We start from the raw sequence: 21,804 nt of genomic DNA, 5'->3' as shown, positions 1-21,804 counted from the left end.
GGAACGGACGCTTCCTTTGTACTCACCCTCTCGGGCTTTCCTCCGGGCTTTTCCCTTCGGTCTTGCGTTTCCGACTCTATCAGACCGTTTCCGGTCCCGATTCCCTGTCGGTTGGGATTGTCAAACGCTTTGGGCTTTCGCCTGTCGGCCTTTCGACATTCACTACGTTAGCCGATTCCCTCGCCAGCTCATAATCGAGTTCCGCAAGTTCGAATTCAGGCATGCAGACATGCCGAATGCGCCCCTGCTGAGAGGGAGTCGTAGGTAGTGGGTTGGCCGCTTCCGGCTGCAGGCGAATGCCGTACCCGGGTCAAGCGGCTCGGGCTACATTACGCACCCCGCCATGGCGCGTCAACTTGACCGACGCCTTGGCGTATGGGCCCGATAAGGGCTCACCGTAGGGTCGTTGGTGATCCAGAACCGCCACGGGTGGACCGCGCCCTCGCCGGACACTCCGGTGCGGGGACCGCTGCTTACCTGATGGGAGGGCACGGGTGTGCCGGCCAGCATGCGCAAGGGTGTCTCGCCCGTGGTGCACGCGTCCGTGCCGTCCAAGGAACGGTCGACGTCCAGGGAGGTGGCCAGGCGGGCGGGGCCTTTGGCCAGTTCTTTGTCATTTCGGGCCGAGAGTCGACGTTTGCGGGCCAGCTCGGCGCCCTCGACGATCTCGCCGGCGCGGAGCAGCACCGCCCTCGCCGTGCCCTCGGGACCGCACACCAGGTTCATGCAGTGCCACATGCCGTAGGTGAAGTAGACGTAGACGTACCCGGGTGGACCGAACATCACGCTGTTGCGGGCCGTCGGGCCGCGATACGCGTGGGAGGCGGGGTCGTTCCCGCCGTCGTAGGCCTCGGTCTCTGTGATGCGCAGGGCGATCGGACCGTCGGGGGTCGTGCGGACGAGGACGCGGCCCAGGAGGTCGGGGGCGACCTCCAGTACTGGGCGGTCGAAGAACTCTCTGGGGAGTGGCATACGGTCCGGGGGCGCGATCATGGCGTCCGAGCGTAGTCCAGGCCCACTTGTGCCAAGGGGTGGTCAAGGATCCGTCCGCTTGCCAGGGTGTGGCGCGGAACCGGTCGCGGTCGGATCGCGTTTGTAGGGATCAAGGGTCCATACGTAAAGGGAGAGTCATGGGGTTCAAGAAGCTGCTCGCGAGCCTGGGGGCCGGCGGGGCTTCGGTGGAGACGGTGCTGACCGAGGTCAACGTCGTTCCTGGTGGTGTCGTCCAGGGCGAGGTGCGGATCCAGGGCGGGTCCGTCAGCCAGGAGATCCAGGGGCTCTCGGTCGGACTGCAGGCCAAGGTCGAGATCGAGAGCGGCGACCAGGAGTACAAGCAGGACATCGAGTTCACGAAGGTGCGGCTGGGCGACGCCTTCGAGTTGCAGGCGGGTGCCGCGCACACGGTGCCGTTCGGGCTCGAGATCCCCTGGGAGACGCCGGTCACGATGATCGACGGTCAGGCGCTGCGCGGGATGCACATCGGGGTGAGCACCGAGCTGGCGATCGCCCGGGCTGTGGACTCCAGTGATCTGGACCCGGTCAACGTGCACCCGTTGCCCGCGCAGAAGGCGATCCTCGACGCCTTCATCCGGCTGGGCTTCCGCTTCAAGAACGCGGACATGGAGCGCGGTCACATCCGGGGGACGCGGCAGAAGCTGCCGTTCTACCAGGAGATCGAGTTCTTCCCGCCGTCGCAGTACCGCGGGCTCAACCAGGTCGAGCTGAGCTTCGTCGCCGACGAGAACGCGATGGACGTCATCCTGGAGATGGACAAGAAGCCGGGCCTGTTCAGCGAGGGCAGTGACACCTTCCGGTCCTTCCAGGTGGGTCTGCACGACTTCCACGGGACGGACTGGGCGGCGTACCTCAACCAGTGGCTGTCCGAGGTCGGCAGCAAGCGCAACTGGTTCTAGGCTCGGTACTCACTGAAGCGATCGATCAGGAGGTACCGAGGTGACCGAGCTCAAGCGGCGGCCGCTCCCCCATGACTTCCATCCGCCCGTGCCGTCGTTCACGGTGACGAGCGAGGACGTCGAGCCGGGGGCGACGCTCAAGGACGCTCAGGTCTACGCGGCCGGCAACACCTCGCCGCAGCTGCGGTGGGAGGGCTTCCCCGCCGAGACCAAGAGTTTCGCCGTGACCTGCTACGACCCGGACGCCCCTACGGGGAGCGGGTTCTGGCACTGGACGGTGTTCGACATCCCGGTCTCGGTGACCGAGCTGCCGACGGGTGCGGGCACCGGCAAGTTCGAGGGGCTGCCCGACGGCGCCGTACAGGTGCGGAACGACTACGGGTCGAAGGACTTCGGTGGGGCCGCGCCGCCGCCCGGGGACGGGTCGCACCGCTATGTGTTCACGGTGTACGCCGTGGACGCGGAGAAGCTGGGTCCGGACTCGGACGTTTCTCCGGCGGTCGTCGGTTTCAACCTGCGGTTCCACGCGCTGGCACGTGCCCAGCTGATCGGTGAGTACGAAGCGCCCACGGAAGACTGACGTTCATTGAACGTTTGCCCGCCTCTGGTCTTGGAATTGATCAGAGGCGGGCATTTTTTATTGCGTTGTCCATCTCGGCGTGCCCGGCCAGAGTTGATCCAAGCCCGCCACGCGGTGGGCCGATTGCACACGGGAGGTGGGCTGGATGCGGGACACGCTGGTGCTGAACGCGAGCTTCGAGCCGCTGTCGACGGTGTCGTTGAATCGAGCCGTCGTTCTGGTGCTCCAGGACAAGGCTGTCGTCGAGCAGGCCCACCCCGAACTGCGTATGCGCGGAGCCGAGGTTGATATACCGGCGCCCCGGGTGATCCGGTTGTGCAGGTATGTGAGGGTGCCGTTCCGAAGACAAGCTCCGTGGTCGAGGCGGGGTGTGCTGGTCCGGGACCGGCACCGGTGCGCGTACTGCGGCAGGCGGGCGACGACGGTCGACCATGTGGTGCCCAGGGCGCAGGGCGGTCAGGACTCCTGGCTGAACACGGTGGCCTCGTGCGCGGAGGACAACCACCGCAAGGCGGCGCGGACTCCGGAGCAGGCGGGGATGCCGCTGCTGCGACGGCCGTTCGAGCCGACGCCGGCCGATGCGATGTTGCTCGCGCTGGCGGTTGAGGATTTTGATGCGCTGCCTGGTTGGTTGGCTCGGGATGCTGCCTGACTAGTCGCCGTAGGGGCGTGGTTGGTCGTCGGGTGCGCGTTGTATGTGGCTGATCGCGCCCACGCGGCGGAGCCGCAAATTGATACAGCCCCGCGCCCCTTTGGGGGCGCGGGGCTGGCGTAGCTTCAGAAGTGGCCGCCGTCAGTCGATGGACGGCTTCTCTCGGCGTTCTGAATTGCCGCCCGAGTTGCCGGAGTTGCCTCCGTCGTTGCCCGAACCGCCGCCGAACGGGCCGACGTTGCCCATGGCGCCGGAGAGGCCCTTGAGGGCGTCGCCGATCTCGCTGGGGACGATCCAGAGCTTGTTGGCGTCGCCCGCAGCGATCTTGGGCAGCATCTGGAGGTACTGGTAGCTGAGGAGCTTCTGGTCGGCGTCGCCCGCGTGGATCGCCTCGAAGACCGTACGGACGGCCTGGGCCTCGCCCTCGGCGCGCAGGGCCGCGGCCTTGGCCTCACCTTCGGCGCGCAGGATCTGGGACTGCTTCTCGCCCTCCGCGGTGAGGATGGCCGCCTGGCGCGTGCCCTCCGCGGTGAGGATCGCGGCGCGCTTGTCACGGTCGGCGCGCATCTGCTTCTCCATCGAGTCCTGGATGGAGGTGGGGGGCTCGATTGCCTTGAGTTCGACGCGGTTCACGCGGATGCCCCACTTGCCCGTCGCCTCGTCGAGGACTCCGCGCAGGGCCGCGTTGATCTCCTCGCGGGAGGTCAGGGTCCGCTCCAGGTCCATGCCGCCGATGATGTTGCGGAGCGTGGTGACCGTGAGCTGCTCGATCGCCTGGATGTAGCTGGCCACTTCGTAGGTCGCGGCCCGCGCGTCCGTCACCTGGTAGTAGATGACCGTGTCGATGTTGACGACCAGGTTGTCCTGGGTGATCACCGGCTGCGGCGGGAACGGTACGACCTGTTCGCGCAGGTCGATGCGGTTGCGGATGGTGTCGATGAACGGGACGACGATGTTGAGTCCCGCGTTGAGTGTCCGCGTGTAGCGGCCGAATCGCTCCACGATCGCGGCACTTGCCTGCGGGATGACCTGGATCGTCTTGATCAAAGCGATGAAGACCAACACCACCAGGATGATCAAGACGATGATGACCGGTTCCATCGTGCTCCCCGTACCCTTCTCCGCCTCGGCGCTTTCGGAAGATCTTATGGTTGTTGAAGATCTTGCTGGTCGAGTCTGTCAGACCCTCGCGCAACTCGTGTGCTGTTCGGTTCAGTTGAGTCCTGCGAGGTCATCGGTCGAGTCCTGCGAAGTCAGATGACGATCGCGGTGGCTCCCTCGATCTCTACGACGTCCACCTCCTGGCCCGGTTCGTAGGCCCGGTCGGTGTCGAGCGAGCGGGCCGACCAGATCTCCCCGGCCAGCTTGATCCGGCCGCCGCCGGAGCCGTCGACGCGCTCCAGGACGACGGCTTGCTTGCCCTTCAACGCGTCCACTCCTGTGGCGAGTTGGGGCCGTGTGGAACGGTGCCGGGCCGCGATGGGTCGTACGACCGCGATGAGCGCGACCGAGACGACGGCGAAGACGAGGACCTGGACGACGAGGTCCCCGCCGATCCCGGCGGTGGCCGCGGCGGCGACGGCGCCCACGGCGAGCATGCCGAACTCCGGCATCGCGGTCACCACGAGCGGGATTCCGAGTGCTGCCGCGCCGACGAGCCACCACACCCATGCGCCGATGTCGTTCACATGGTCATGGTAGAGCTGCGGGTCCCGTCGCGGACAGGGCGCATATGCCCGTACGACCCGTATTTTTCAGGGGAGTTCGGTCAGGCCATGGGGAGACCGCGTGCGGTCCAGCGGTCGCCGACCTGCTCGACGAGGAGCGGGAGGCCGAAGCAGAGGGAGAGGTTGCGCGCGGTGAGTTCGAGCTCCAGCGGGCCCGCGGCGAGGACCTTGCCCTGACGGATCATCAGGACGTGGGTGAAGCCGGGGGCGATCTCCTCGACGTGGTGCGTGACCATGATCATGGAGGGGGCGATGGGGTCGCGGGCGAGGCGGCCGAGGCGGCGTACGAGGTCCTCGCGTCCGCCGAGGTCGAGGCCGGCGGCGGGCTCGTCGAGGAGGAGCAGCTCGGGGTCGGTCATCAGGGCGCGGGCGATGAGGGTGCGCTTGCGCTCGCCCTCGGAGAGGGTGCCGAACCTGCGGTCCAGGTAGTCGCTCATGCCGAGGCGGTCGAGGAAGGCGCGGGCGCGCTGCTCGTCGACGTCCTCGTAGTCCTCGTTCCACCCGGCGGTCATGCCGTAGGCGGCGGTCAGGACGGTCTGGAGGACGGTCTGGCGCTTGGGGAGCTTCTCGGCCATGGCGATGCCGGCGACGCCGATGCGGGGGCGCAGTTCGAAGACGTCGACCTTGCCGAGGGTCTCGCCGAGGATGGTGGCGGTGCCGCTGCTGGGGAACAGGTAGCTGGACGCGACGTTCAGGAGCGTGGTCTTGCCGGCGCCGTTCGGACCGAGGATGACCCAGCGCTCGCCCTCCTTGACCGACCAGGAGACCTGGTCCACCAGAGCCCGGCCCTCCCGGACCACGGTTACGTCCTCCAGCTCCAGAACATCGCTCATGAGCGCGCTGTCTCCCATTGCATCGTCGGCCTGTCTCGGCTGTCGCGTGCGCCGGTAGGCGCAGCCCTCGAAGAAATCTACGCCACCGGCCGGGCGGTCCATTCCATCGGTCCGGTCCTTAGGGTGGAGGCCATGCTTTCGGAACCACGTTCAGGACGCCTCGCCGCCTGGGGAAATGCCCTGTTGGCCGGACTTGTCTCACCGGACGACGCCGTGCTCGCCATCGTGGGCGAGGACGCCGTGCACCGGGTGGAGGGACTGCCCGGCGAAACGGCGCCCGTCGGACTCACGCTCGCGCTCGGGCGGCTGCGCACCCTCGGGGTGACCGGGCTGCGCGTGGCGCTGCCCACGCCGGGACACCCGCTGGGCCTGAGCGGCCCGCCCGACTTCAACGCCCGGGCGTTGGACGCCGAGGAGGCGGTGGTCTGCTACGGCGCCGCGCTCGGCCTCGTTCCCGAGGTGTACGAGGCCGGTCCCGCCGGCGACGTGCACGTCGAGGTCGTCTGGCACTGCCTGCCGGTGCGGGAGGCGCCGCCCGCCGATGTGCCCTCGCTCGGGGAGGCGGAGCGGGAGTTGGCGGAGGCGCTGCGGGATGCGACGGAGGTGTTGTCGCGGCTGGACGTGGCCGGGTCGGGGCCGGTCGCGGAGGCGGCGGTCGACGCGTATCGGGCGCGGGCGGAGCGGGGGCGGGAGGTTTTGGCCCCCGGGTATCCGCCGCGGGCTGTGCGGGTGTTGGAGCTGGCGCAGCGGGTGGGGTTGTTGGTGTCCCTCGCCTACGAGAGCGGGCATGGGGGTGCGGTGAGCGCGTCCGAGATGGCGGTGCGGGCGGGGGCGTTGCGGCCGGTGGAGCGGACGGCTCGGCGGGCGCAGGTCGCGGCGTACAACTCCGTTGTGGAGGAGCGGGAGAAGGGGGTGCGCTGATCGTTCCCTTGCGCGGATGCCGTGTGTTGGTGTGGGCGTCTTCTGGGGGCTCCGCCCCCAGGCCCCCGTATCGGCCCTGAAGGGGCCTCGTCCTCAAACGCCGGACGGGCTGGATTCTGGCGGCCCGTGCTGAGAGGTACCGCCGGACGGGCCGGATTTTGCCGGCCCCTGCTGAGAGGTACCGCCGGACGGGCCGGATTTTGGCGGCCTGAGTTGAAAAGGCACCGGACGGGCTGAGATCGCTGGGCCGAAAAGTTCTACAGCAGAGGGGCCCCGCGAGTCGTCGTTGACTCGCGGGGCCCCTCTTCAGTGCTGTGGGTGTCAGCCGTTGACGCCCTTGTTGCCGAACGTGGGGTTCAGCAGGCCGATGACGTTGACGCTGTCACCGACGACGTTGACGGGGACGTGGACCGGGACCTGGACGACGTTGCCCGAGCCGACGCCCGGCGACTTCACGGCCGCGGCATCGGCGCCCGCGTCGGCGACGGCGGCACCGGCGGAGGCGCCGGCGGCGATACCGGCGACGGTGAGGGCCACGGCGGCCTTCTTGGCGATGTTCATGGGAAGCATTCCTCCTGCGATTGCGTGACCGACCCGGCCGCGGGTCGTGCGCTGATCAACGCGGGGGGCGCCGAAAACGGCACGGGAATGCGCGTTTGACTGCCCGTTCGGATCATTGGGGCGACAAGCCGACCGGATGACCAGGTGACGAGCAGACCGGCCTCCCGGGGAGCGCCCAGGGAGGCCGGAGGTCACTGTCGCGGGGCGACGTGCGTCAGCGGTTGACGCCCAGGTTGCCGAAGGCGGGGTTCAGGACGCCGACGACGTTCACGCTGTTGCCGACCGCGTTGACCGGGACGTGGACCGGGACCTGGACGACGTTGCCCGAGCCGACGCCGGGCGAACCGATGGCCTGGCCGTTCGCCAGACCGTCGGCGGAGGCCAGCCCGGCACCGGCGGCCACCAGCCCGCCGGCCACCATCGTCACGGCCGCTGCCTTCTTCAGGTTCTTCACTTCTGAGTCCTCCTAGCGATCACCGCGGCAGGCGCCGCGGCACGCACTGGAGAACGGTGGAGATCCACGAAGGATGCGCCATCCGGGGGACATTCCCACGACGGTATGAATCTCAGCCCGGAACGGGACGCTCCGTGTTGCCGTCACTCCACCGCTGCGGTGCCGCTCACCTGGTCAGACCGTGGCGTACGGCGAACAGGGCGGCCTGGGTGCGGTCTGCCAGGTCGAGCTTCATCAGGATGTTCGAGACATGGGTCTTGACCGTCTTCTCGGACAGCACCAGGGCACGGGCTATCTCGCGGTTGGAGCGGCCGTCGGCGATGAGGCCGAGTACCTCGCGCTCCCGCTCCGTGAGGGAACCGCCTCTTCCCTGCCCCGAGTTGGACTCCTCCTGGGACAACAGGACACCGGCCACCTCGGGCTGGAGCAGGATGTGGCCGGCGTGGACGGAGCGGATGGCGCCGGCCAGGGCGTCCGGGTCCACGTCCTTGTAGACGTAACCGGCGGCGCCCGCGCGCAGGGCCGGGATCACCGTGCGCTGTTCGGTGAAGCTGGTGACGATCAGCACGCGCGCGGGGCTGGCCAGTTCGCGGAGCTTGCGCAGCGCCTCGATGCCGTCCATGCCCGGCATCTTGACGTCCATGAGGACGACGTCGGGCTTCAACTCCTCGGTGCGGGCGACTCCTTCGGCGCCGTCGGCGGCCTCGCCGACGACCTCGATGTCGTCCTGCACCTCCAGGAAGGTGCGCAGGCCCCGGCGGACGACCTGGTGGTCGTCGACGATCAGCACCTTGATCGGGTCAGCCACCGGGGACCTCCATCTCGATCGTGGTGCCCTTTCCGGGCGCCGATTCCACGGTCAGCGTGCCGCCGACGCCGTTCGTCCGGTCCCGCATGGAGACCAGGCCGAGGTGGCGTCCCGCGCGGCGGATCGACTGGGGTTCGAAGCCGCTGCCGTCGTCGGTGACCCGTAGCACCGCTCCGCAGCCGCTTCGCTCCAGGGTCACGGCGACGTGGTCCGCGCCGGAGTGGCGCAGCGCGTTGTGCAGGGCCTCCTGGGCGACGCGGAGCATGGCCTCCTCCTGGGCGGCGGGCAGGGCGCGGAAGCCCCGGCCGGTGAAGGTCACGCGGGCGGTGTGGGCGCGGTCGAGGACCTGGATCTGGGTGCGCAGGGTGGCGCTCAGTCCGTCCTCGTCGAGCGCGGCGGGGCGCAACTCGACCACTGCGGCCCGCAGTTCCTCGGCGGCCTCGGCGGCGAGCGCGGCCACCTGCTGGAGTTCGCCCTTGGCGCGGGAGGGGTCGCGGTCCACGAGGGTGGCGGCGGCCTGTGCGGTGAGGCGCAGGGAGAACAGCTTCTGGGCCACCGCGTCGTGCAGCTCGTGGGCGAGCCGGGAGCGCTCCTCGGCGATGGTCAGTTCGCGGCTGCGCTCGTAGAGGCGGGCGTTGGTGAGGGCGATGGCCGCGTGCTGGGCGAGGATGGAGAGCAGTTCCTCGTCCTCCTCGGTGAAGCCGCAACCGCCGTTCGGCTTGGGGCAGTTCTTGTTGGCCAGGAAGAGGGCGCCGATGACCTCGTCCTCGTCGCGGATGGGCAGGCCCAGGAAGTCGGACATGTCGGGGTGGGCCGCGGGCCAGCCCTCGAAGCGCGGGTCCTTGCGTACGTCCGCGAGGCGTTCGGCCTTGGCCTCGTGCAGCATCGCGGCGAGGATGCCGTGCTGGCGCGGGAGCGGGCCGATGGCCTTCCACTGGGCGTCGCTGACGCCGTCGACCACGAACTGGGCGAAGCCGCCGTGGTCGTCGGGGACGCCGAGGGCGGCGTACTGCGCGTCGAGCAGCTCGCGGGCCGAGGCGACGATCGTCTTGAGGACGTCGCGCACCTCCAGGTGCCTGCTCATGGCCAGCAGCGCGGAGCTCACCGCCGCGAGGCCGGACCGTGGACCTTGACTCATGTCCTCACGGTACCGGCGGGGTGTGACAACGCGGATCGGGCCGGTGACGGCCGTCGTCTGGTCCGGTGGGCCTAGGTCGAAGGGCCCCGGTGGGCTGCGGCCGACGCCCGACGCGGGGCGGGCTGGCCCGTTCCTACGGTGGGGGCACGCCGATGCAGGCGTGGTCGACGAGGGGACGTGTGTCATGTCGGTAGCGATCGTCACGGGGGCGTCCAAGGGGCTGGGGCGGGCACTGGCCGAGGCCCTCGCGGAACGGGGGTGGGACCTGGTGCTCGACGCCAGGACCGAGGGGGTGCTGACGGAGGCCGCGGTATCCGTCGCCGCGTACGGCACGCGCGTGGAGGCCCTTCCCGGGGATGTCACCGACGCCGCGCACCGGGCGGAGCTGGTGGCCGCGGCGGGGAAGCTGGGCGGCGTCGACCTGGTGGTGAGCAACGCGAGCGCGCTGGGCGCCGAGCCGCTCGTACGCCTTGAGGAGCTGTCCCTGGACGGGCTGCGGCGGGCGCTGGAGGTGAACGTGGTGGCCGCTCTGGGGCTGGTCCAGGAGGCGCTGCCGCTGCTGCGGGCCTCGCGGGCGGGTGCCGTGATCGCGGTCAGCTCGGACGCGGCGGCCGAGGCCTACGAGACGTGGGGCGGGTACGGGGCGTCCAAGGCCGCGCTGGACCATCTCGCGGCCGTGCTCGGCGTGGAGGAGCCGGGGCTGCGGGTGTGGGCGGTCGACCCCGGGGACATGGGTACGGACCTGTACGCGGCGGCCGTACCGGACGACGACGATCCCCGGCCGGCGCCGGCCGGGGTGGTACCGGCCTTCCTGCGGCTGCTGGACGAGCGTCCGGCGAGCGGTCGCTACGGCGCCCCGGCGCTGCTGGAGAGGCGATGACGATCGCCCTGCGGGTTCCGGAGGAACTGTCCGCGCGCGTGCCGGTCGAGCAGCGCGGGCCCGGGCTCGACCGGGACGCCGTGCGACTGCTCGTGTCGCGGGGTACCGAGGTGTCTCATCACGGGTTCCGGGAGTTGCCGCTGCTGCTGCGGGCCGGGGATCTGCTGATCGTGAACACGTCGCCGACGCTGGCCGCGGCGGTGGACGGGTGGATCGGGCACGCGCGCGTGGTGGTGCATTTCTCGACGCGGGGTGATGACGAGCGGTGGGCGGTCGAGCTGCGCGAGCCGGACGGGAAGGGCACCACACGCGCGCGTGCGGGCGGTCCCGCCGGGACGGTGGTGCGGCTGCCCGGGGGTGTGCGGCTGGCTCTGGAGGAGCCGGTGAGCGGGCGGGGCGAGCGGTTGTGGTGGGCGCGGGTGTCGGGTCCGGGGGCGGCGGGGCTGTTGCGGGAGCACGGGCGGCCCATTCGCTACTCCTATACGGAGCGGGACCAGCCGCTCTCCGTCTATCAGACGGTGTTCTCGTTGCCGTCCGGGGACGGGAGCGGCAGTGCGGAGATGCCGAGTGCCGCGCGGCCCTTCACGGCGCGGCTGGTGGCGGAGCTGGTGAGCAGGGGGGTGCAGTTCGCGCCGGTCACCCTGCACACCGGGGTGGCGTCGGCCGAGGTGCACGAGCCGCCGTATCCGGAGCGGTTCGTGGTGTCGGAGGTGTCTGCCCGGTTGATCAACGCGGCCCGGGCCGGGGACGGGCGGGTGATCGCGGTCGGGACCACCGCCGTGCGAGCCGTGGAGTCGGCCGCCGGGACCGACGGGGTCGTACGCGCGCGTGCGGGGTGGACGGATCTCGTCGTCACGCCGGAGCGGGGCGTGCGGGTGGTGGACGGGCTGCTGACGGGGCTGCACGAGCCGGAGGCCTCGCATCTGCTGATGCTGGAGGCGGTCGCCGGGCGGGCCGCTGTCCACCGTGGTTACGAGGAGGCACTGCGCGGGCTCTACCTGTGGCACGAGTTCGGGGACGTGCACCTCGTCCTCCCGGAGGAGGGCGCTCACGTTACGCATTGCTCACGCAACTGCGGGTGAGGTTGTCGTGCGGTCGATGTGAGCCCGCGCATAGGGCGCAGATCACGTACTACGGGACATAGGAGAGAAGCGCGACCCGCTTGAGCGGGACGGACATCCCCTTCTGTCCCGTTTTGCCCTTCACTGCTCCACTACCCGGGATCGTACGTCACACCTTTGCCACAGGTTTTTGCGACCGCTAAGAATTGCAGCCGTCGCTCAGCGCCGCGGATCCCGTCCGCGGCGTTTGTGCCGGAAGCACCCGCGTCCCCGCCGGACCGCAGAGCGACCTCCGCGCAATTCGAAGAGGTCCATCCGTCATGCCCAAGAACTCCAGCACTCCTGGTCATAGTCGCCTGACCAAGCTGCCCAAGCTGACCAGGCAGCACAGGATCGCGCTCGCCGGTGTCGCCACGCTCGGCGCCGCCGCCCTCGCCTTCTCGGCCGTGCCCGGCGACGCGGGGACGACCACGACCGACGCCGCGTCCTCGGCGAAGGTGGCGTACAGCTCGGAGCCGATCAAGGGCGTCAAGGCCAGCGTCACCGACCAGCTCGCCGGTGCCAGTGTGAAGACCGAGGCGATCCAGGCGAAGGCCGACGCGAAGGCGAAGGCGGCGAAGGCCGAAGCGGACGCCGCCGCGAAGAAGAAGGCCGCCGCCGAAGCCGCCGCCAAGAAGAAGGCGGAGGCCGCGCGCAAGGCCAAGGAGGCCGCGAGCCGCGCCAGCGAGCGCGTCACGATCGAGCCCGTCGCCGCGAAGACGTACACCAACAACCTCAACGGCTGGATCAACGAGGCGCTGGACATCATGAAGGCGAAGGGCATCCCGGGCTCGTACAACGGCCTGTACAAGAACATCATGCGGGAGTCCTCGGGCAACCCCAGCGCCGTCAACGGCTGGGACGTCAACGCGGTCAACGGCACCCCGTCGATCGGTCTGCTCCAGGTCATCCAGCCGACGTTCAACGCGTACCACGTCGCCGGTACCTCGACGAACATCTACGACCCGGTCGCCAACATCACCGCCGCGGCGAACTACGCGGCCGACCGGTACGGCTCGATCGACAACGTCAACAGCGCCTACTGAGGCCTCCGGCGGACCTCTGGGTCTCGGCAGCGACGCCGAAGGGCGGCACCCGTGTGAGGGGTGCCGCCCTTCGGCGTCGTACGGGAACCGCTACTTGCGCATGACCTCGGGCTCGTGGCGGCGCAGGAAGCGGGCCACGAAGAAGCCGCAGACCACGCCGAGGACGATCAGGGCGGCCATGTCCATGCCCCAGGCGCCGACTGTGTGGTTCCACAGCGGGTCGTTACTGTCGCCCGGCTTGGGCGGGCTGATCCTGTTGAAGTCCAGCGTGGCGCCCGCCGCGCCGACCGCCCAGCGGGACGGCATCAGGTACGAGAACTGGTTGACGCCGATCGCGCCGTTCAGGGTGAACAGGCAGCCGGTGAACACGACCTGGATGATCGCGAACATCACCAGCAGCGGCATGGTCTTCTCGGCCGTCTTCACCAGCGAGGAGATGATCAGGCCGAACATCATCGCGGTGAAGCCGAGGCCCATGATCGGGATGCAGAGTTCGAGCATGGTCTGGCTGCCGAGGACCAGGCCCTGCTTCGGGATCTCCCGGCTGGAGAAGCCGATGACACCGACCATCAGGCCCTGGAGCGCGGTGATCACACCGAGCACGAACACCTTGGACATCAGGTACGCGGAACGGGACAGGCCGGTCGCGCGCTCCCGTTCGTAGATGACCCGTTCCTTGATCAGCTCACGGACGGAGTTGGCCGCGCCGGCGAAGCAGGCGCCGACCGCGAGGATCAGCAGGACCGTGGTGGCCGTGCCGTTCGGAATGATCTGGCCGTTCGCCCTGGGCGGGTTGGGCAGCAGGCTGTTGCCCGAGTCGATGAGCAGGCTCACCGCGCCCAGGACGCCCGGCAGGATCACCATCAGCGCCAGGAAGCCCTTGTCGGAGGCGATCACCGCGACATAGCGGCGCACCAGCGTCACGAACTGGGACATCCAGCCCTGCGGCTTCGGCGGCTTCATCGCCTGCATCGGCGGCATCTGTACGGACTGCGGAGCGATCGCGTCGATGTCGGCGGCGTACATCTGGTAGTGCTGCGAGCCCTTCCAGCGGCCCGCCCAGTCGTAGTCGCGGTAGTTCTCGAAGGCGGAGAAGACGTCGGCCCAGGTGTCGTAGCCGAAGAAGTTCAGGGCCTCCTCCGGCGGGCCGAAGTAGGCGACGGAGCCGCCCGGCGCCATCACCAACAGCTTGTCGCAGATCGCCAGTTCGGCCACGGAGTGGGTGACGACGAGGACCGTGCGGCCGTCGTCGGCGAGGCCGCGCAGCAGCTGCATGACATCGCGGTCCATGCCCGGGTCGAGGCCCGAGGTGGGCTCGTCCAGGAAGATCAGCGAGGGCTTGGTGAGGAGTTCCAGGGCCACCGAGACGCGCTTGCGCTGGCCGCCGGAGAGAGAGGTGATCTTCTTCTCTTTGTGGATGTCGAGCTTCAGCTCGCGCAGCACCTCGTCGATACGGGCCTCGCGCTCGGTGCCGGTGGTGTCGGCGGGGAAGCGCAGCTTGGCCGCGTACTTGAGGGCCTTCTTGACGGTCAGTTCCTTGTGCAGGATGTCGTCCTGCGGGACCAGACCGATGCGCTGGCGCAGCTCGGCGAACTGCTTGTAGAGGTTCCGGTTGTCGTAGAGGACATCGCCCTCGTTGGCGGGCCGGTAACCGGTGAGCGCCTTCAGCAGGGTCGACTTGCCGGAGCCGGACGGGCCGATGACCGCGACCAGCGACTTCTCCGGGACGCCGAAGGAGACGTCCTTGAGGATCTGCTTGCCGCCGTCGACCGTCACCGTCAAGTGCCGTGCGGAGAAGGAGACTTCACCGGTGTCGACGAACTCCTCGAGCCGGTCGCCGACCAGGCGGAACGTGGAGTGGCCGACGCCGACGATGTCGTTCGGGCCGAGCAGCGCCGAGCCGCCCTTGGTGATCGGCTGGCCGTTGACGTACGTGCCGTTGTGCGAGCCCAGGTCGCGGATCTCGAAGCGGCCGTCGGGCGTCGCGTGGAACTCGGCGTGGTGGCGCGAGACTTGGAGGTCGGAGACCACCAACTCGTTCTCCAGCGCACGGCCGATGCGCATCACGCGGCCCAGCGAGAACTGGTGGAACGTGGTCGGGCTGCGGTCGCCGTAGACCGGCGGCGCCCCCGCGCCGACACCGGGTCCCGGCTGCTGCGGAATCTGCGCGGCAGCCGCCTGCGGCTGATACCGCTGCTGCTCCGGCGTCTGCTGCGGCGGCGCCTGCTGTGCCCAGCCGGGGCCCGCGCCCTGTGCGGCGTACGGCTGTTGCTGCGGCTGGGCCTGCGGCGTGGCCACGGAGGCCGCGGCGCCGGACAGGTTCAGGCGCGGGCCGTCGGTCGCGTTGCCCAGGTACACGGACGAGCCGGGGCCGATCTCCATCTGATGGATGCGCTGGCCCTGCACGAACGTGCCGTTGGTGCTGCCGTGGTCGTCGATCACCCAACTCCGGCCGCTCCAGCTGATCGTGGCGTGCCGCCAGGAGACCCTGGCGTCGTCGACCACGACATCCCCCTGCGGATCACGTCCGAGGGTGTAGGGCCTGGACGCGTCGAGCGTCCAGGTCCGTCCATTCAATTCCACTACGAGTTCCGGCACTCCATGCCCCACTGAGTAGTCCCCCGAGTTACCCCCATCACAGGGAGTCTAGGGATGGCGAACATCGTCGGGAACTATTTCAGGCTGCACCCCCTGACCGAAAGTCGGGCCTTGTGAAGACCACGCCCGCACGCTTCCGCCGGTTCCGTTGACGGGGTGGAAACCGACCCGGAGAGTGGTAATCCACGCGAGGGGGGACACGCGTGGTGTCCGCACCGCGCCGCGGATCGGGGGGTCTGCCATGAACTCAGCGACGAGTGTCAGGACGGCGAACTACGACACGAGGGTGCCCTGGGGCGACGTCCTGCTGTCCGCGATCGCCGCGGTGAGCTGGGCGTTGATAGGCATGGCGGGCACGGCCGCGCTCGGCCTGCACCTGCTGGGCGCCGACGCGACGGGCTCGCTCGGCCCGATGACCGCCGCGGTGGTCGCCCTCGGCGCGGGCGGTTCGGTCACACCGACCGGCGATGTCTCCGCTTTCGGCCTGACCGGCGCCCAGGCCACCACAGCCGTCACGATCACCCCGTTGGGCGTGAGCCTGGCGGGAGCGCTCCTGCTGTCGTATTTCTTCCTACGGTCCTTGCGCGCGGCCGGAGTTGTGGTCGCCCCGGCCGAACTCCTCGCGCGCGGGGGCTCGGTGATCGCGCTCTTCGTGGCGATGCTCGGCGGGCTGGCCTGGGCCGGGCACGACGTCATCACGATCGACGGGAACAAGCTGGGCCTCGACAAACTGACGGGCGGTAGCGGTGGCGGCGGGGTGAACATCCCCGGCATCGGTGACATCGGCGGCCTGTTGCCGGGCAGGATCGGCGACCTGGTCAAGGCGAAGGCGGCGGTCGGCTTCACCGTCGACACGGCGCCGACGCTGCTGGGCGGCCTGGGCTGGTCGGCCGGCATCCTGCTGATCGCCCTGCTGGCGTCCCGCCGTACGCCCCTCCCCCGCGGCTGGGAGGCCGTCCACCGTGTCGTACGGCCGGCCGCGTCCGCGCTCGTCGCGGTGCTGCTGGTCGCGGTCGCGGCGGGGCTCGCGGCGGCGGCGTACGCGGCGGTCGGCGACGACCACCCCAAGCGGATCGCGGGCGCCGCGCTGTTGGGCGCGCCCAACGGGGTCTGGCTCGGCATCCCGCTCGGCCTCTTCGTCCCCTGGGACGGCAAGGCGACCGGCGAACTGGCGAAGCTGCTCCCCCACCCCCTCGACCAACTCCTCAGCGTGAAGTCCGACCAGCCGGTGACACTCGGGCGACTGGCCGAACTGGACGGCCGGGTATGGCTGTTGGGGGTCGCCGCGGCACTGATGATGCTGCTGGCGGGGGTGCTCACCGCGGCACGGACCCCTGTGGGGGCAAAGGGCGGGGCGGGAGCTCTCGGTTTCGCCGGGCGGTGTGCCGTACGGCTGGGGGTCGTGACCGCGCTGACACTGCCGTTGCTGGCCTGGCTGACGGACGTGTCCGTGGACGCGTCACTGTCGGTGCTGGGGTTCGACGCGTTCGGCGCCGGGATCGAGTTGCACGGGCATCTGGGCATGGCGCTGCTGCTCGGCGCGCTGTGGGGTGCGGGCGCGGGAGGCGTCGGGGGGCTGCTCGCGTACGCGACCGGGGCGGCCGGACGGCACGCGGCACGGTTGGCACTGGGTGACTCGGGGGCTACGGCTCCGGGGGCGGGACCGGGGGCCGGAGTGCCGGGGCAGCATGGGCAGCCAGGTTATCCGGAACACGCGCAGCCTGTGGGGAGCGCGGGAGAAGCAGGCCATCCGGAGACCGCCGGGCACTCGGGCCCCTACGTACCGAGCACGCCGTATCGCGCACCGAACCCCGCGACCAACCCGTATCTGCAACTGCCCGACGAGCTACGGCAGCCGGAGGACAGCAGGCCGCCGGGTGGAGCGTGGCCCGGTGGGAGGCCGGCACCGCGGAGGGGTGGGCCGGCACCCGGAGCCGCAGGGCCGGGCGGAGTCCCCCCGTACCCCGGAACCTCGCAGCAGCCCGGAGTCGTCCCTCCGGACGACGGCACTCGCTCCTACGACGACCCGCAGTCGCCCGGCGCCCCTTCGCCGCCGGTCGACTTGTACGGCGCTCCAACCATGGCCCAGCCCTACGAGCCGCCGTCCCGGTCGCCTCGGCGTCGGCCCGGGCCTGGTGCGCGGGACTGGCCGGGGGACGACTCGGAGGACGGTCAGCAGCCTCCTCCGCCCCCGCCACCACCACCGCTGCCTCCGGGGAGGCCCAAGGGGCGCCGGTGAGCCTCGTCGTCGGTGCCAGGAGGCCCAAGGGACGTCGGTGATCCTTGTCGTCGGTGCCGGGAGGCCCAAGGGGCGCCGGTGAGCCTCGTCGTCGGTGCCGGGTGAGCCGCGGGCGACGTCGGACGGTGTGCCTGGGCGTCATCCGTGGACCAACCAACCCCCGGGCACACCAATCCCTTAGGCAGACCAGCCCATGGGCCACGGCCCACCGCTCGGCGCCCCCACCCGTCCGGCCGTATCCGCCGCGTCCAGGGCCGTACCGGTCACCTCTTGCCCACTCCCCGTCCACTTCCTGATCGGCGCCGCGCCCCACCCCGATCGCCCCAGCCCACTCATGACCGCCCACCAGCACCTTCGTGATCGCCCCGTAAGCTGCGCGCCACCGACCCGACACCCACTGTTCCGTGTCCGCTAGGCGGACCTCTGCGGCATTAGGCACTCCGTGCCGGATACGGTGGGTACACCATGAGCGCTTCGCAGACCTCTGACGTCCCCACTCTCCTCGTCAAGATCTTCGGCAAGGACAGGCCGGGCATCACGGCCGGACTCTTCGACACCCTCGCCGCCTACTCCGTCGACGTGGTCGACATCGAGCAGGTCGTCACGCGTGGCCGGATGGTGCTGTGCGCGCTGGTGACGCCACCGCCCGCCGGGCTCGAAGGGGATCTGCGGGCCACCGTGCACAGCTGGGCCGAGTCGATGAAGATGCAGGCGGAGATCATCTCCGGCCTCGGCGACAACCGGCCGCGCGGACTCGGGCGTTCCCTCGTGACCGTGCTCGGACATCCGCTCACCGCGGAGTCCACCGCCGCGATCGCCGCCCGCATCACCAAGGCCGGCGGCAACATCGACCGTATCTTCCGGCTCGCCAAGTACCCCGTGACAGCGGTCGAGTTCGCGGTGTCCGGGGTGGAGACCGAGCCCCTGCGCACCGCCCTCGCCACCCACGCGGCGGCGCTCGGCGTCGATGTCGCCGTCGTGGCGGCGGGGCTGCACCGGCGGGCCCAGCGGCTCGTCGTCATGGACGTCGACTCCACGCTCATCCAGGACGAGGTCATCGAGCTGTTCGCCGCGCACGCCGGCTGCGAGGCCGAGGTCGCCGAGGTGACGGCCGCCGCGATGCGCGGGGAGCTGGACTTCGAGCAGTCGCTGCACGCGCGCGTGGAGTTGCTGGCGGGGCTGGACGCGTCGGTCGTCGACAAGGTGCGCAGCGAGGTGCGGCTGACGCCGGGTGCCCGCACCCTGATCCGGACGCTCAAGCGGCTCGGTTATCAAGTCGGTGTCGTGTCGGGCGGGTTCACCCAGGTCACCGACGATCTCAAGGACCGGCTCGGGCTCGACTTCGCCCAGGCCAACACGCTGGAGATCGTGGACGGCAGGCTGACCGGCAAGGTCACCGGCGAGATCGTGGACCGCGCGGGCAAGGCACGGCTGCTCCGCCGCTTCGCCGCCGAGGCGGGCGTACCGCTCGCGCAGACCGTGGCGATCGGCGACGGCGCCAACGACCTGGACATGCTCAACGCGGCCGGTCTCGGCGTCGCCTTCAACGCGAAGCCGGTCGTCCGGGAGGCCGCGCACACGGCGGTGAACGTGCCGTTCCTCGACACCGTGCTGTATCTGCTGGGCGTCACCCGCGAAGAGGTCGAGGCGGCGGACACGCACGACGAGGACTGACACCTGTCTTCACGACCTTCAGGGGCCCGGCAGCGCGTGGGATGCTCTTGGCGAACCCATGGGGGGCCGGGTACCAGTTCCGCGAATGTGACACTCCCGGTAGGAAGTGTCACATTCGCGGCGACACCATCCAGGACCTCCGGCACGGACTCACCATGGCCCGAGCCGTGGGTCTACTCGGACGGCGCCCAGTAGTCGGCCAGCGTCGCCACCCCCGGCTCCAGTGCCTTCCAGGAGCCGTTGAAGGTCAGGACGGCGAAGGCGGCGGTCGGGAAGCCGCGGCGGGTCAGCCACTCGCGGGCCTCGCCGGTGCCCGGGCCGGAGAGGACCTCGGTCAGGCCCTGCACTCCCGGGTTGTGCCCGATGAGGATCAGGTTCTGCGTGTCGTCGGGCGTCTCGTTCAGCACGGCGATCAGCTCGCCGGGAGAGGCCTCGTAGAGCCGCTCCTCGTAGACGGTTTTCGGCCGGTGCGCGAGTTCGTGGACGGCGAGCTTCCAGGTCTCCCGGGTACGGACCGCGGTGGAGCAGAGGGCCAGATCGAAGGGGATGCCGGTGTCGGCCAGTCTGCTTCCGGCGGTGGCCGCGTCCAGGCGGCCGCGGTCGGCGAGCGGTCGCTCGTGATCGGTCACCTCGGGCCAGTCGGCTTTCGCATGCCGGAAGAGGACAATCCTGCGGGGTTCTGCGACGCTCATGGGATCCAGCTTCGCATGAAACAGGCCATGGGGCGCGGGTAGTTGACGGGCGGCTCCGCCCGTGCTCAGCGGGCTATGAGCTGCTGTACGCGCTCGAAGAGATGGGTGATCATCGGGTCCGAGGCCGCCGCTTGCGCGTCCGTGGGATTGAGCATCATCACGAGCAGCACGATGAAGGCGAGCGCAGGCAGGGCGAGGGCCCACCACGGCAGCCTGATGTCGACGCCGCCCGTGGTCGCCGGGTGGGGCCGGGTGTGCGTAGGGGCCGACATGGATGCCTCCGCTGGTCTCCGAGTGGTCCGCGATCCGCTTCTCGCGGTCACACCTCGAAGTTACGGAACGCGCGGCCCCCAACCCATCCGGAGATCCACCCACTTGACCCTGAGCCTCACCCCCTAGGGGATGGTGGGGACAACCCCACCATCGGCCCGCGGAGGCGTACTCACGGGCGTCCGGTCACGGGGACGCGATCGTCGCGATGATGGCGATGACGATGAAGATGGCGAAGAACGAGCCGAAGACGATGAGCATCTTCCGCTGGCCGTTCTGGGGGTTCGGGTCGAGCACTGGCATACGGCAAGTCTCGCATCCGCCGTCCGCGCCGCGTCCGCCGGGGCGGGGTCAGCGCGCCGCCTCGTCCTCCACGGTGCGGTCGCGTCCCGCGAGGACGCCCACGGCCATCTGCGGAATCATCAGGCCTGCCATGAGGGCGATCGGCAGTCCCCAGCCGCCGCTGTGCTGGTAGAGCACCCCGACCAGGAGCGGTCCCGGGATGGAGATCAGATAGCCAGTGCTCTGCGCGAAGGCCGACAGCTGGGCGACTCCCGCGCCGGTCCTGGCCCGCATGCCGACCATCGTCAGGGCCAGCGGGAAGGCGCAGTTGGCGACGCCGAGCAGCACGGCCCAGGCCCAGGCTCCGCCGGCCGGGGCGAGGTACAGGCCCGCGTATCCGGCGAGTCCGCAGACGCCGAGCGCGATCACGATCGGGCCCTGCCGGGGCAGCCGGGTGGCCACGCGCGGGATGACGAAGGCCAGCGGCACGCCCATCACCATCGTGACCGCCAGCAGCAGCCCGGCGGTGCCCGCGGAGACCCCGGCGTCCCGGAAGATCTGCGCCATCCAGCCCATCGTGATGTACGCGGCGGTGGCCTGGAGCCCGAAGAACACGGCGAGCGCCCAGGCGGTACGGCTGTGGGTGATCCGCAGCCGGGGCTGCACATGCCCGGCCTCCCGTGCTTCCCGCGCGCGGGAGTGCTGGTCGGAGGGCGCCTCCCGGTGTCGCAGGAGAGCGGTCCACGGCAGTACGGCCGCTGCGGCCGGCGCCGCCCACACGGCCAGGCCGGAGCGCCAACTGCCGCCCAGGGCCTCGGTCATGGGCACGGTGACAGCTGCCGCGGCGGCGGTGCCGAGGGCGAGGGCCATCGAGTACAGGCCGGTCATGGAGCCGACCCGGTCCGGGAACCAGCGCTTGACGATCACCGGCATCAGGACGTTGCTGACCGCGATGCCCATGAGCGCGAGCGCGCTGCCGACCAGGAAGCCGGTAGTACCGCCGATGTACGGCCGTATGAGCAGGCCCGCGGTGATGGCGGCCATGCCGGCGCAGACCACGGCGGCGGGGCCGAAGCGGCGGGCCAGGCGTGGGGCCATGACACCGAAGAGGGCGAAGCACAGCGGGGGCACGGAGGTGAGCAGTCCGGCGACGCTGCCGCTCATGCCGAGGCCGTCGCGGACCTCTTCGAGGAGGGCGCCGAGGCTGGTGATGGCGGGGCGGAGGTTCAGCGCGGCGAGCACGATGCCGGCGGCGAACAGACGCGTCGTCCACGCGCGCGTGGACGCTCCTCCGGTCGGCTCCGGGGTGTCGCTCGCGGCGGAGCTGCTGACGTTCGTCGTGGACTTCACTGTCCGGGTTTCCTCGCTTGCCATGCCACCCATCATAGAATCATGGGATGATTGGTTGTCCATCCCCGGGTGGCCCGCTCCCGCCC

At 70.1% G+C, this 21,804-nt stretch carries 22 protein-coding genes; 9 read left to right on the top strand and 13 right to left on the bottom strand.

Translation table 11 applies throughout. The features are described from left to right. Positions 1-351: 351 nt before the first annotated feature. Complete coding sequence (locus ACIQBL_RS27575; protein ID WP_401945754.1) at positions 352-993, bottom strand: DNA-3-methyladenine glycosylase; 642 nt, start codon at positions 991-993, stop codon at positions 352-354. A gap of 137 nt (positions 994-1,130) precedes the next feature. Between ACIQBL_RS27575 and ACIQBL_RS27570 the strand changes: the two genes are divergently transcribed. The 3 genes from ACIQBL_RS27570 to ACIQBL_RS27560 all read left to right on the top strand — a co-directional run bounded on the left by ACIQBL_RS27570 (position 1,131) and on the right by ACIQBL_RS27560 (position 3,145). Continuing rightward, on the top strand, positions 1,131-1,913 hold the full coding sequence (locus ACIQBL_RS27570; protein ID WP_401945753.1) for a sporulation protein: 783 nt from the start codon (positions 1,131-1,133) through the stop codon (positions 1,911-1,913). A 40-nt stretch (positions 1,914-1,953) separates the two neighbouring features. Further along, entirely contained in the window at positions 1,954-2,493 is a 540-nt protein-coding gene (locus ACIQBL_RS27565; protein WP_401945751.1) for a YbhB/YbcL family Raf kinase inhibitor-like protein, read from the top strand. A 145-nt stretch (positions 2,494-2,638) separates the two neighbouring features. Continuing rightward, positions 2,639-3,145 (top strand): HNH endonuclease, encoded by a 507-nt coding sequence (locus tag ACIQBL_RS27560; RefSeq protein WP_401945749.1) that lies wholly within the window; start codon positions 2,639-2,641, stop codon positions 3,143-3,145. 141 nt (positions 3,146-3,286) lie between these two features. On the opposite strand, the gene ACIQBL_RS27555 is transcribed toward ACIQBL_RS27560, so the two are convergent. The 3 genes from ACIQBL_RS27555 to ACIQBL_RS27545 all read right to left on the bottom strand — a co-directional run bounded on the left by ACIQBL_RS27555 (position 3,287) and on the right by ACIQBL_RS27545 (position 5,705). Then, on the bottom strand, positions 3,287-4,246 hold the full coding sequence (locus tag ACIQBL_RS27555) for an SPFH domain-containing protein (protein ID WP_262061871.1): 960 nt from the start codon (positions 4,244-4,246) through the stop codon (positions 3,287-3,289). 152 nt (positions 4,247-4,398) lie between these two features. Beyond that, the gene (locus ACIQBL_RS27550; RefSeq protein WP_043685042.1) at positions 4,399-4,833 is read right to left on the bottom strand and encodes an NfeD family protein; all 435 of its coding nucleotides are present in this window, start codon (positions 4,831-4,833) and stop codon (positions 4,399-4,401) included. An 80-nt stretch (positions 4,834-4,913) separates the two neighbouring features. Then, complete coding sequence (locus tag ACIQBL_RS27545) at positions 4,914-5,705, bottom strand: ABC transporter ATP-binding protein (protein WP_401945747.1); 792 nt, start codon at positions 5,703-5,705, stop codon at positions 4,914-4,916. A gap of 132 nt (positions 5,706-5,837) precedes the next feature. On the opposite strand from ACIQBL_RS27545, the gene ACIQBL_RS27540 reads away from it, so the two are divergent. Next, on the top strand, positions 5,838-6,626 hold the full coding sequence (locus tag ACIQBL_RS27540; RefSeq protein WP_401945746.1) for a hypothetical protein: 789 nt from the start codon (positions 5,838-5,840) through the stop codon (positions 6,624-6,626). A gap of 321 nt (positions 6,627-6,947) precedes the next feature. Here ACIQBL_RS27540 and ACIQBL_RS27535 read toward each other — a convergent pair whose 3' ends face one another. The 4 genes from ACIQBL_RS27535 to ACIQBL_RS27520 all read right to left on the bottom strand — a co-directional run bounded on the left by ACIQBL_RS27535 (position 6,948) and on the right by ACIQBL_RS27520 (position 9,587). Then, positions 6,948-7,187, bottom strand: a complete 240-nt coding sequence (locus tag ACIQBL_RS27535; RefSeq protein WP_401945744.1) for a chaplin family protein — start codon at positions 7,185-7,187, stop codon at positions 6,948-6,950. 214 nt (positions 7,188-7,401) lie between these two features. Next, positions 7,402-7,641, bottom strand: coding sequence for a chaplin family protein (locus tag ACIQBL_RS27530; RefSeq protein WP_401945742.1), 240 nt, complete (start codon positions 7,639-7,641; stop codon positions 7,402-7,404). 166 nt (positions 7,642-7,807) lie between these two features. Next, positions 7,808-8,449 carry a response regulator gene (locus tag ACIQBL_RS27525; RefSeq protein ID WP_401945741.1) on the bottom strand — a complete coding sequence of 214 codons (642 nt, stop codon included), beginning with the start codon at positions 8,447-8,449 and terminating at the stop codon, positions 7,808-7,810. Beyond that, positions 8,442-9,587 carry a GAF domain-containing sensor histidine kinase gene (locus tag ACIQBL_RS27520; protein WP_401945740.1) on the bottom strand — a complete coding sequence of 382 codons (1,146 nt, stop codon included), beginning with the start codon at positions 9,585-9,587 and terminating at the stop codon, positions 8,442-8,444. The genes ACIQBL_RS27525 and ACIQBL_RS27520 overlap by 8 nt, the downstream gene beginning before the upstream one ends. 184 nt (positions 9,588-9,771) lie before the next feature. Here ACIQBL_RS27520 and ACIQBL_RS27515 point away from each other — a divergent pair, with 184 nt between their 5' ends. From ACIQBL_RS27515 to ACIQBL_RS27505, 3 genes are all read left to right on the top strand, one after another. Beyond that, entirely contained in the window at positions 9,772-10,467 is a 696-nt protein-coding gene (locus ACIQBL_RS27515; RefSeq protein ID WP_401945739.1) for an SDR family NAD(P)-dependent oxidoreductase, read from the top strand. Continuing rightward, positions 10,464-11,549 carry an S-adenosylmethionine:tRNA ribosyltransferase-isomerase gene (locus ACIQBL_RS27510; protein ID WP_401945738.1) on the top strand — a complete coding sequence of 362 codons (1,086 nt, stop codon included), beginning with the start codon at positions 10,464-10,466 and terminating at the stop codon, positions 11,547-11,549. The genes ACIQBL_RS27515 and ACIQBL_RS27510 overlap by 4 nt, the downstream gene beginning before the upstream one ends. Positions 11,550-11,848: 299 nt before the next feature. Beyond that, on the top strand, positions 11,849-12,613 hold the full coding sequence (locus ACIQBL_RS27505; protein WP_401945736.1) for a transglycosylase SLT domain-containing protein: 765 nt from the start codon (positions 11,849-11,851) through the stop codon (positions 12,611-12,613). Positions 12,614-12,703: 90 nt separating this feature from the next. On the opposite strand, the gene ACIQBL_RS27500 is transcribed toward ACIQBL_RS27505, so the two are convergent. Beyond that, positions 12,704-15,211, bottom strand: coding sequence for an FHA domain-containing protein (locus ACIQBL_RS27500; RefSeq protein ID WP_401945734.1), 2,508 nt, complete (start codon positions 15,209-15,211; stop codon positions 12,704-12,706). A 241-nt stretch (positions 15,212-15,452) separates the two neighbouring features. On the opposite strand from ACIQBL_RS27500, the gene ACIQBL_RS27495 reads away from it, so the two are divergent. Together ACIQBL_RS27495 and serB are read left to right on the top strand one after the other, a co-directional pair. Then, on the top strand, positions 15,453-17,450 hold the full coding sequence (locus tag ACIQBL_RS27495) for a streptophobe family protein (RefSeq protein WP_401945733.1): 1,998 nt from the start codon (positions 15,453-15,455) through the stop codon (positions 17,448-17,450). Positions 17,451-17,915: 465 nt separating this feature from the next. Then, positions 17,916-19,124: a phosphoserine phosphatase SerB gene (gene serB, locus ACIQBL_RS27490; RefSeq protein WP_401945732.1), complete on the top strand. Its 1,209-nt coding sequence runs from the start codon at positions 17,916-17,918 to the stop codon at positions 19,122-19,124. A gap of 173 nt (positions 19,125-19,297) precedes the next feature. Here the strand turns inward: serB and ACIQBL_RS27485 are convergent, their stop codons facing one another. From ACIQBL_RS27485 to ACIQBL_RS27470, 4 genes are all read right to left on the bottom strand, one after another. Then, positions 19,298-19,816, bottom strand: coding sequence for a SixA phosphatase family protein (locus tag ACIQBL_RS27485; protein ID WP_401945731.1), 519 nt, complete (start codon positions 19,814-19,816; stop codon positions 19,298-19,300). Positions 19,817-19,881: 65 nt separating this feature from the next. Further along, positions 19,882-20,088 (bottom strand): hypothetical protein, encoded by a 207-nt coding sequence (locus tag ACIQBL_RS27480; RefSeq protein WP_401945729.1) that lies wholly within the window; start codon positions 20,086-20,088, stop codon positions 19,882-19,884. Between the two features lie 184 nt (positions 20,089-20,272). Next, positions 20,273-20,389 (bottom strand): SGM_5486 family transporter-associated protein, encoded by a 117-nt coding sequence (locus ACIQBL_RS27475; RefSeq protein WP_019060691.1) that lies wholly within the window; start codon positions 20,387-20,389, stop codon positions 20,273-20,275. Positions 20,390-20,437: 48 nt separating this feature from the next. Beyond that, positions 20,438-21,754 (bottom strand): CynX/NimT family MFS transporter, encoded by a 1,317-nt coding sequence (locus ACIQBL_RS27470; RefSeq protein ID WP_401945727.1) that lies wholly within the window; start codon positions 21,752-21,754, stop codon positions 20,438-20,440. Positions 21,755-21,804: the final 50 nt, after the last annotated feature.

Origin of the sequence: Streptomyces sp. NPDC088350 (genome assembly GCF_044753545.1) — a bacterium.
Taxonomy (GTDB): Bacteria; Actinomycetota; Actinomycetes; order Streptomycetales; family Streptomycetaceae; genus Streptomyces.
The sequence above is the reverse complement of the archived record's forward strand: the minus strand, read 5'-3'. Positions and strand labels throughout refer to the sequence as shown.

Bases quoted from the DNA above. Each gene is read 5' to 3' on its own strand.
- ACIQBL_RS27495 (WP_401945733.1), top strand. From the start codon at position 15,453: ATGAACTCAGCGACGAGTGTCAGGACGGCGAACTACGACACGAGGGTG.
- ACIQBL_RS27515 (WP_401945739.1), top strand. From the start codon at position 9,772: ATGTCGGTAGCGATCGTCACGGGGGCGTCCAAGGGGCTGGGGCGGGCA.
- ACIQBL_RS27470 (WP_401945727.1), bottom strand. From the start codon at position 21,754: ATGATGGGTGGCATGGCAAGCGAGGAAACCCGGACAGTGAAGTCCACG.
- ACIQBL_RS27535 (WP_401945744.1), bottom strand. From the start codon at position 7,187: ATGAACATCGCCAAGAAGGCCGCCGTGGCCCTCACCGTCGCCGGTATC.
- ACIQBL_RS27545 (WP_401945747.1), bottom strand. From the start codon at position 5,705: ATGAGCGATGTTCTGGAGCTGGAGGACGTAACCGTGGTCCGGGAGGGC.
- ACIQBL_RS27560 (WP_401945749.1), top strand. From the start codon at position 2,639: ATGCGGGACACGCTGGTGCTGAACGCGAGCTTCGAGCCGCTGTCGACG.
- serB (WP_401945732.1), top strand. From the start codon at position 17,916: ATGAGCGCTTCGCAGACCTCTGACGTCCCCACTCTCCTCGTCAAGATC.
- ACIQBL_RS27575 (WP_401945754.1), bottom strand. From the start codon at position 993: ATGATCGCGCCCCCGGACCGTATGCCACTCCCCAGAGAGTTCTTCGAC.
- ACIQBL_RS27555 (WP_262061871.1), bottom strand. From the start codon at position 4,246: ATGGAACCGGTCATCATCGTCTTGATCATCCTGGTGGTGTTGGTCTTC.
- ACIQBL_RS27570 (WP_401945753.1), top strand. From the start codon at position 1,131: ATGGGGTTCAAGAAGCTGCTCGCGAGCCTGGGGGCCGGCGGGGCTTCG.
- ACIQBL_RS27510 (WP_401945738.1), top strand. From the start codon at position 10,464: ATGACGATCGCCCTGCGGGTTCCGGAGGAACTGTCCGCGCGCGTGCCG.
- ACIQBL_RS27540 (WP_401945746.1), top strand. From the start codon at position 5,838: ATGCTTTCGGAACCACGTTCAGGACGCCTCGCCGCCTGGGGAAATGCC.
- ACIQBL_RS27480 (WP_401945729.1), bottom strand. From the start codon at position 20,088: ATGTCGGCCCCTACGCACACCCGGCCCCACCCGGCGACCACGGGCGGC.
- ACIQBL_RS27475 (WP_019060691.1), bottom strand. From the start codon at position 20,389: ATGCCAGTGCTCGACCCGAACCCCCAGAACGGCCAGCGGAAGATGCTC.
- ACIQBL_RS27485 (WP_401945731.1), bottom strand. From the start codon at position 19,816: ATGAGCGTCGCAGAACCCCGCAGGATTGTCCTCTTCCGGCATGCGAAA.
- ACIQBL_RS27520 (WP_401945740.1), bottom strand. From the start codon at position 9,587: ATGAGTCAAGGTCCACGGTCCGGCCTCGCGGCGGTGAGCTCCGCGCTG.
- ACIQBL_RS27505 (WP_401945736.1), top strand. From the start codon at position 11,849: ATGCCCAAGAACTCCAGCACTCCTGGTCATAGTCGCCTGACCAAGCTG.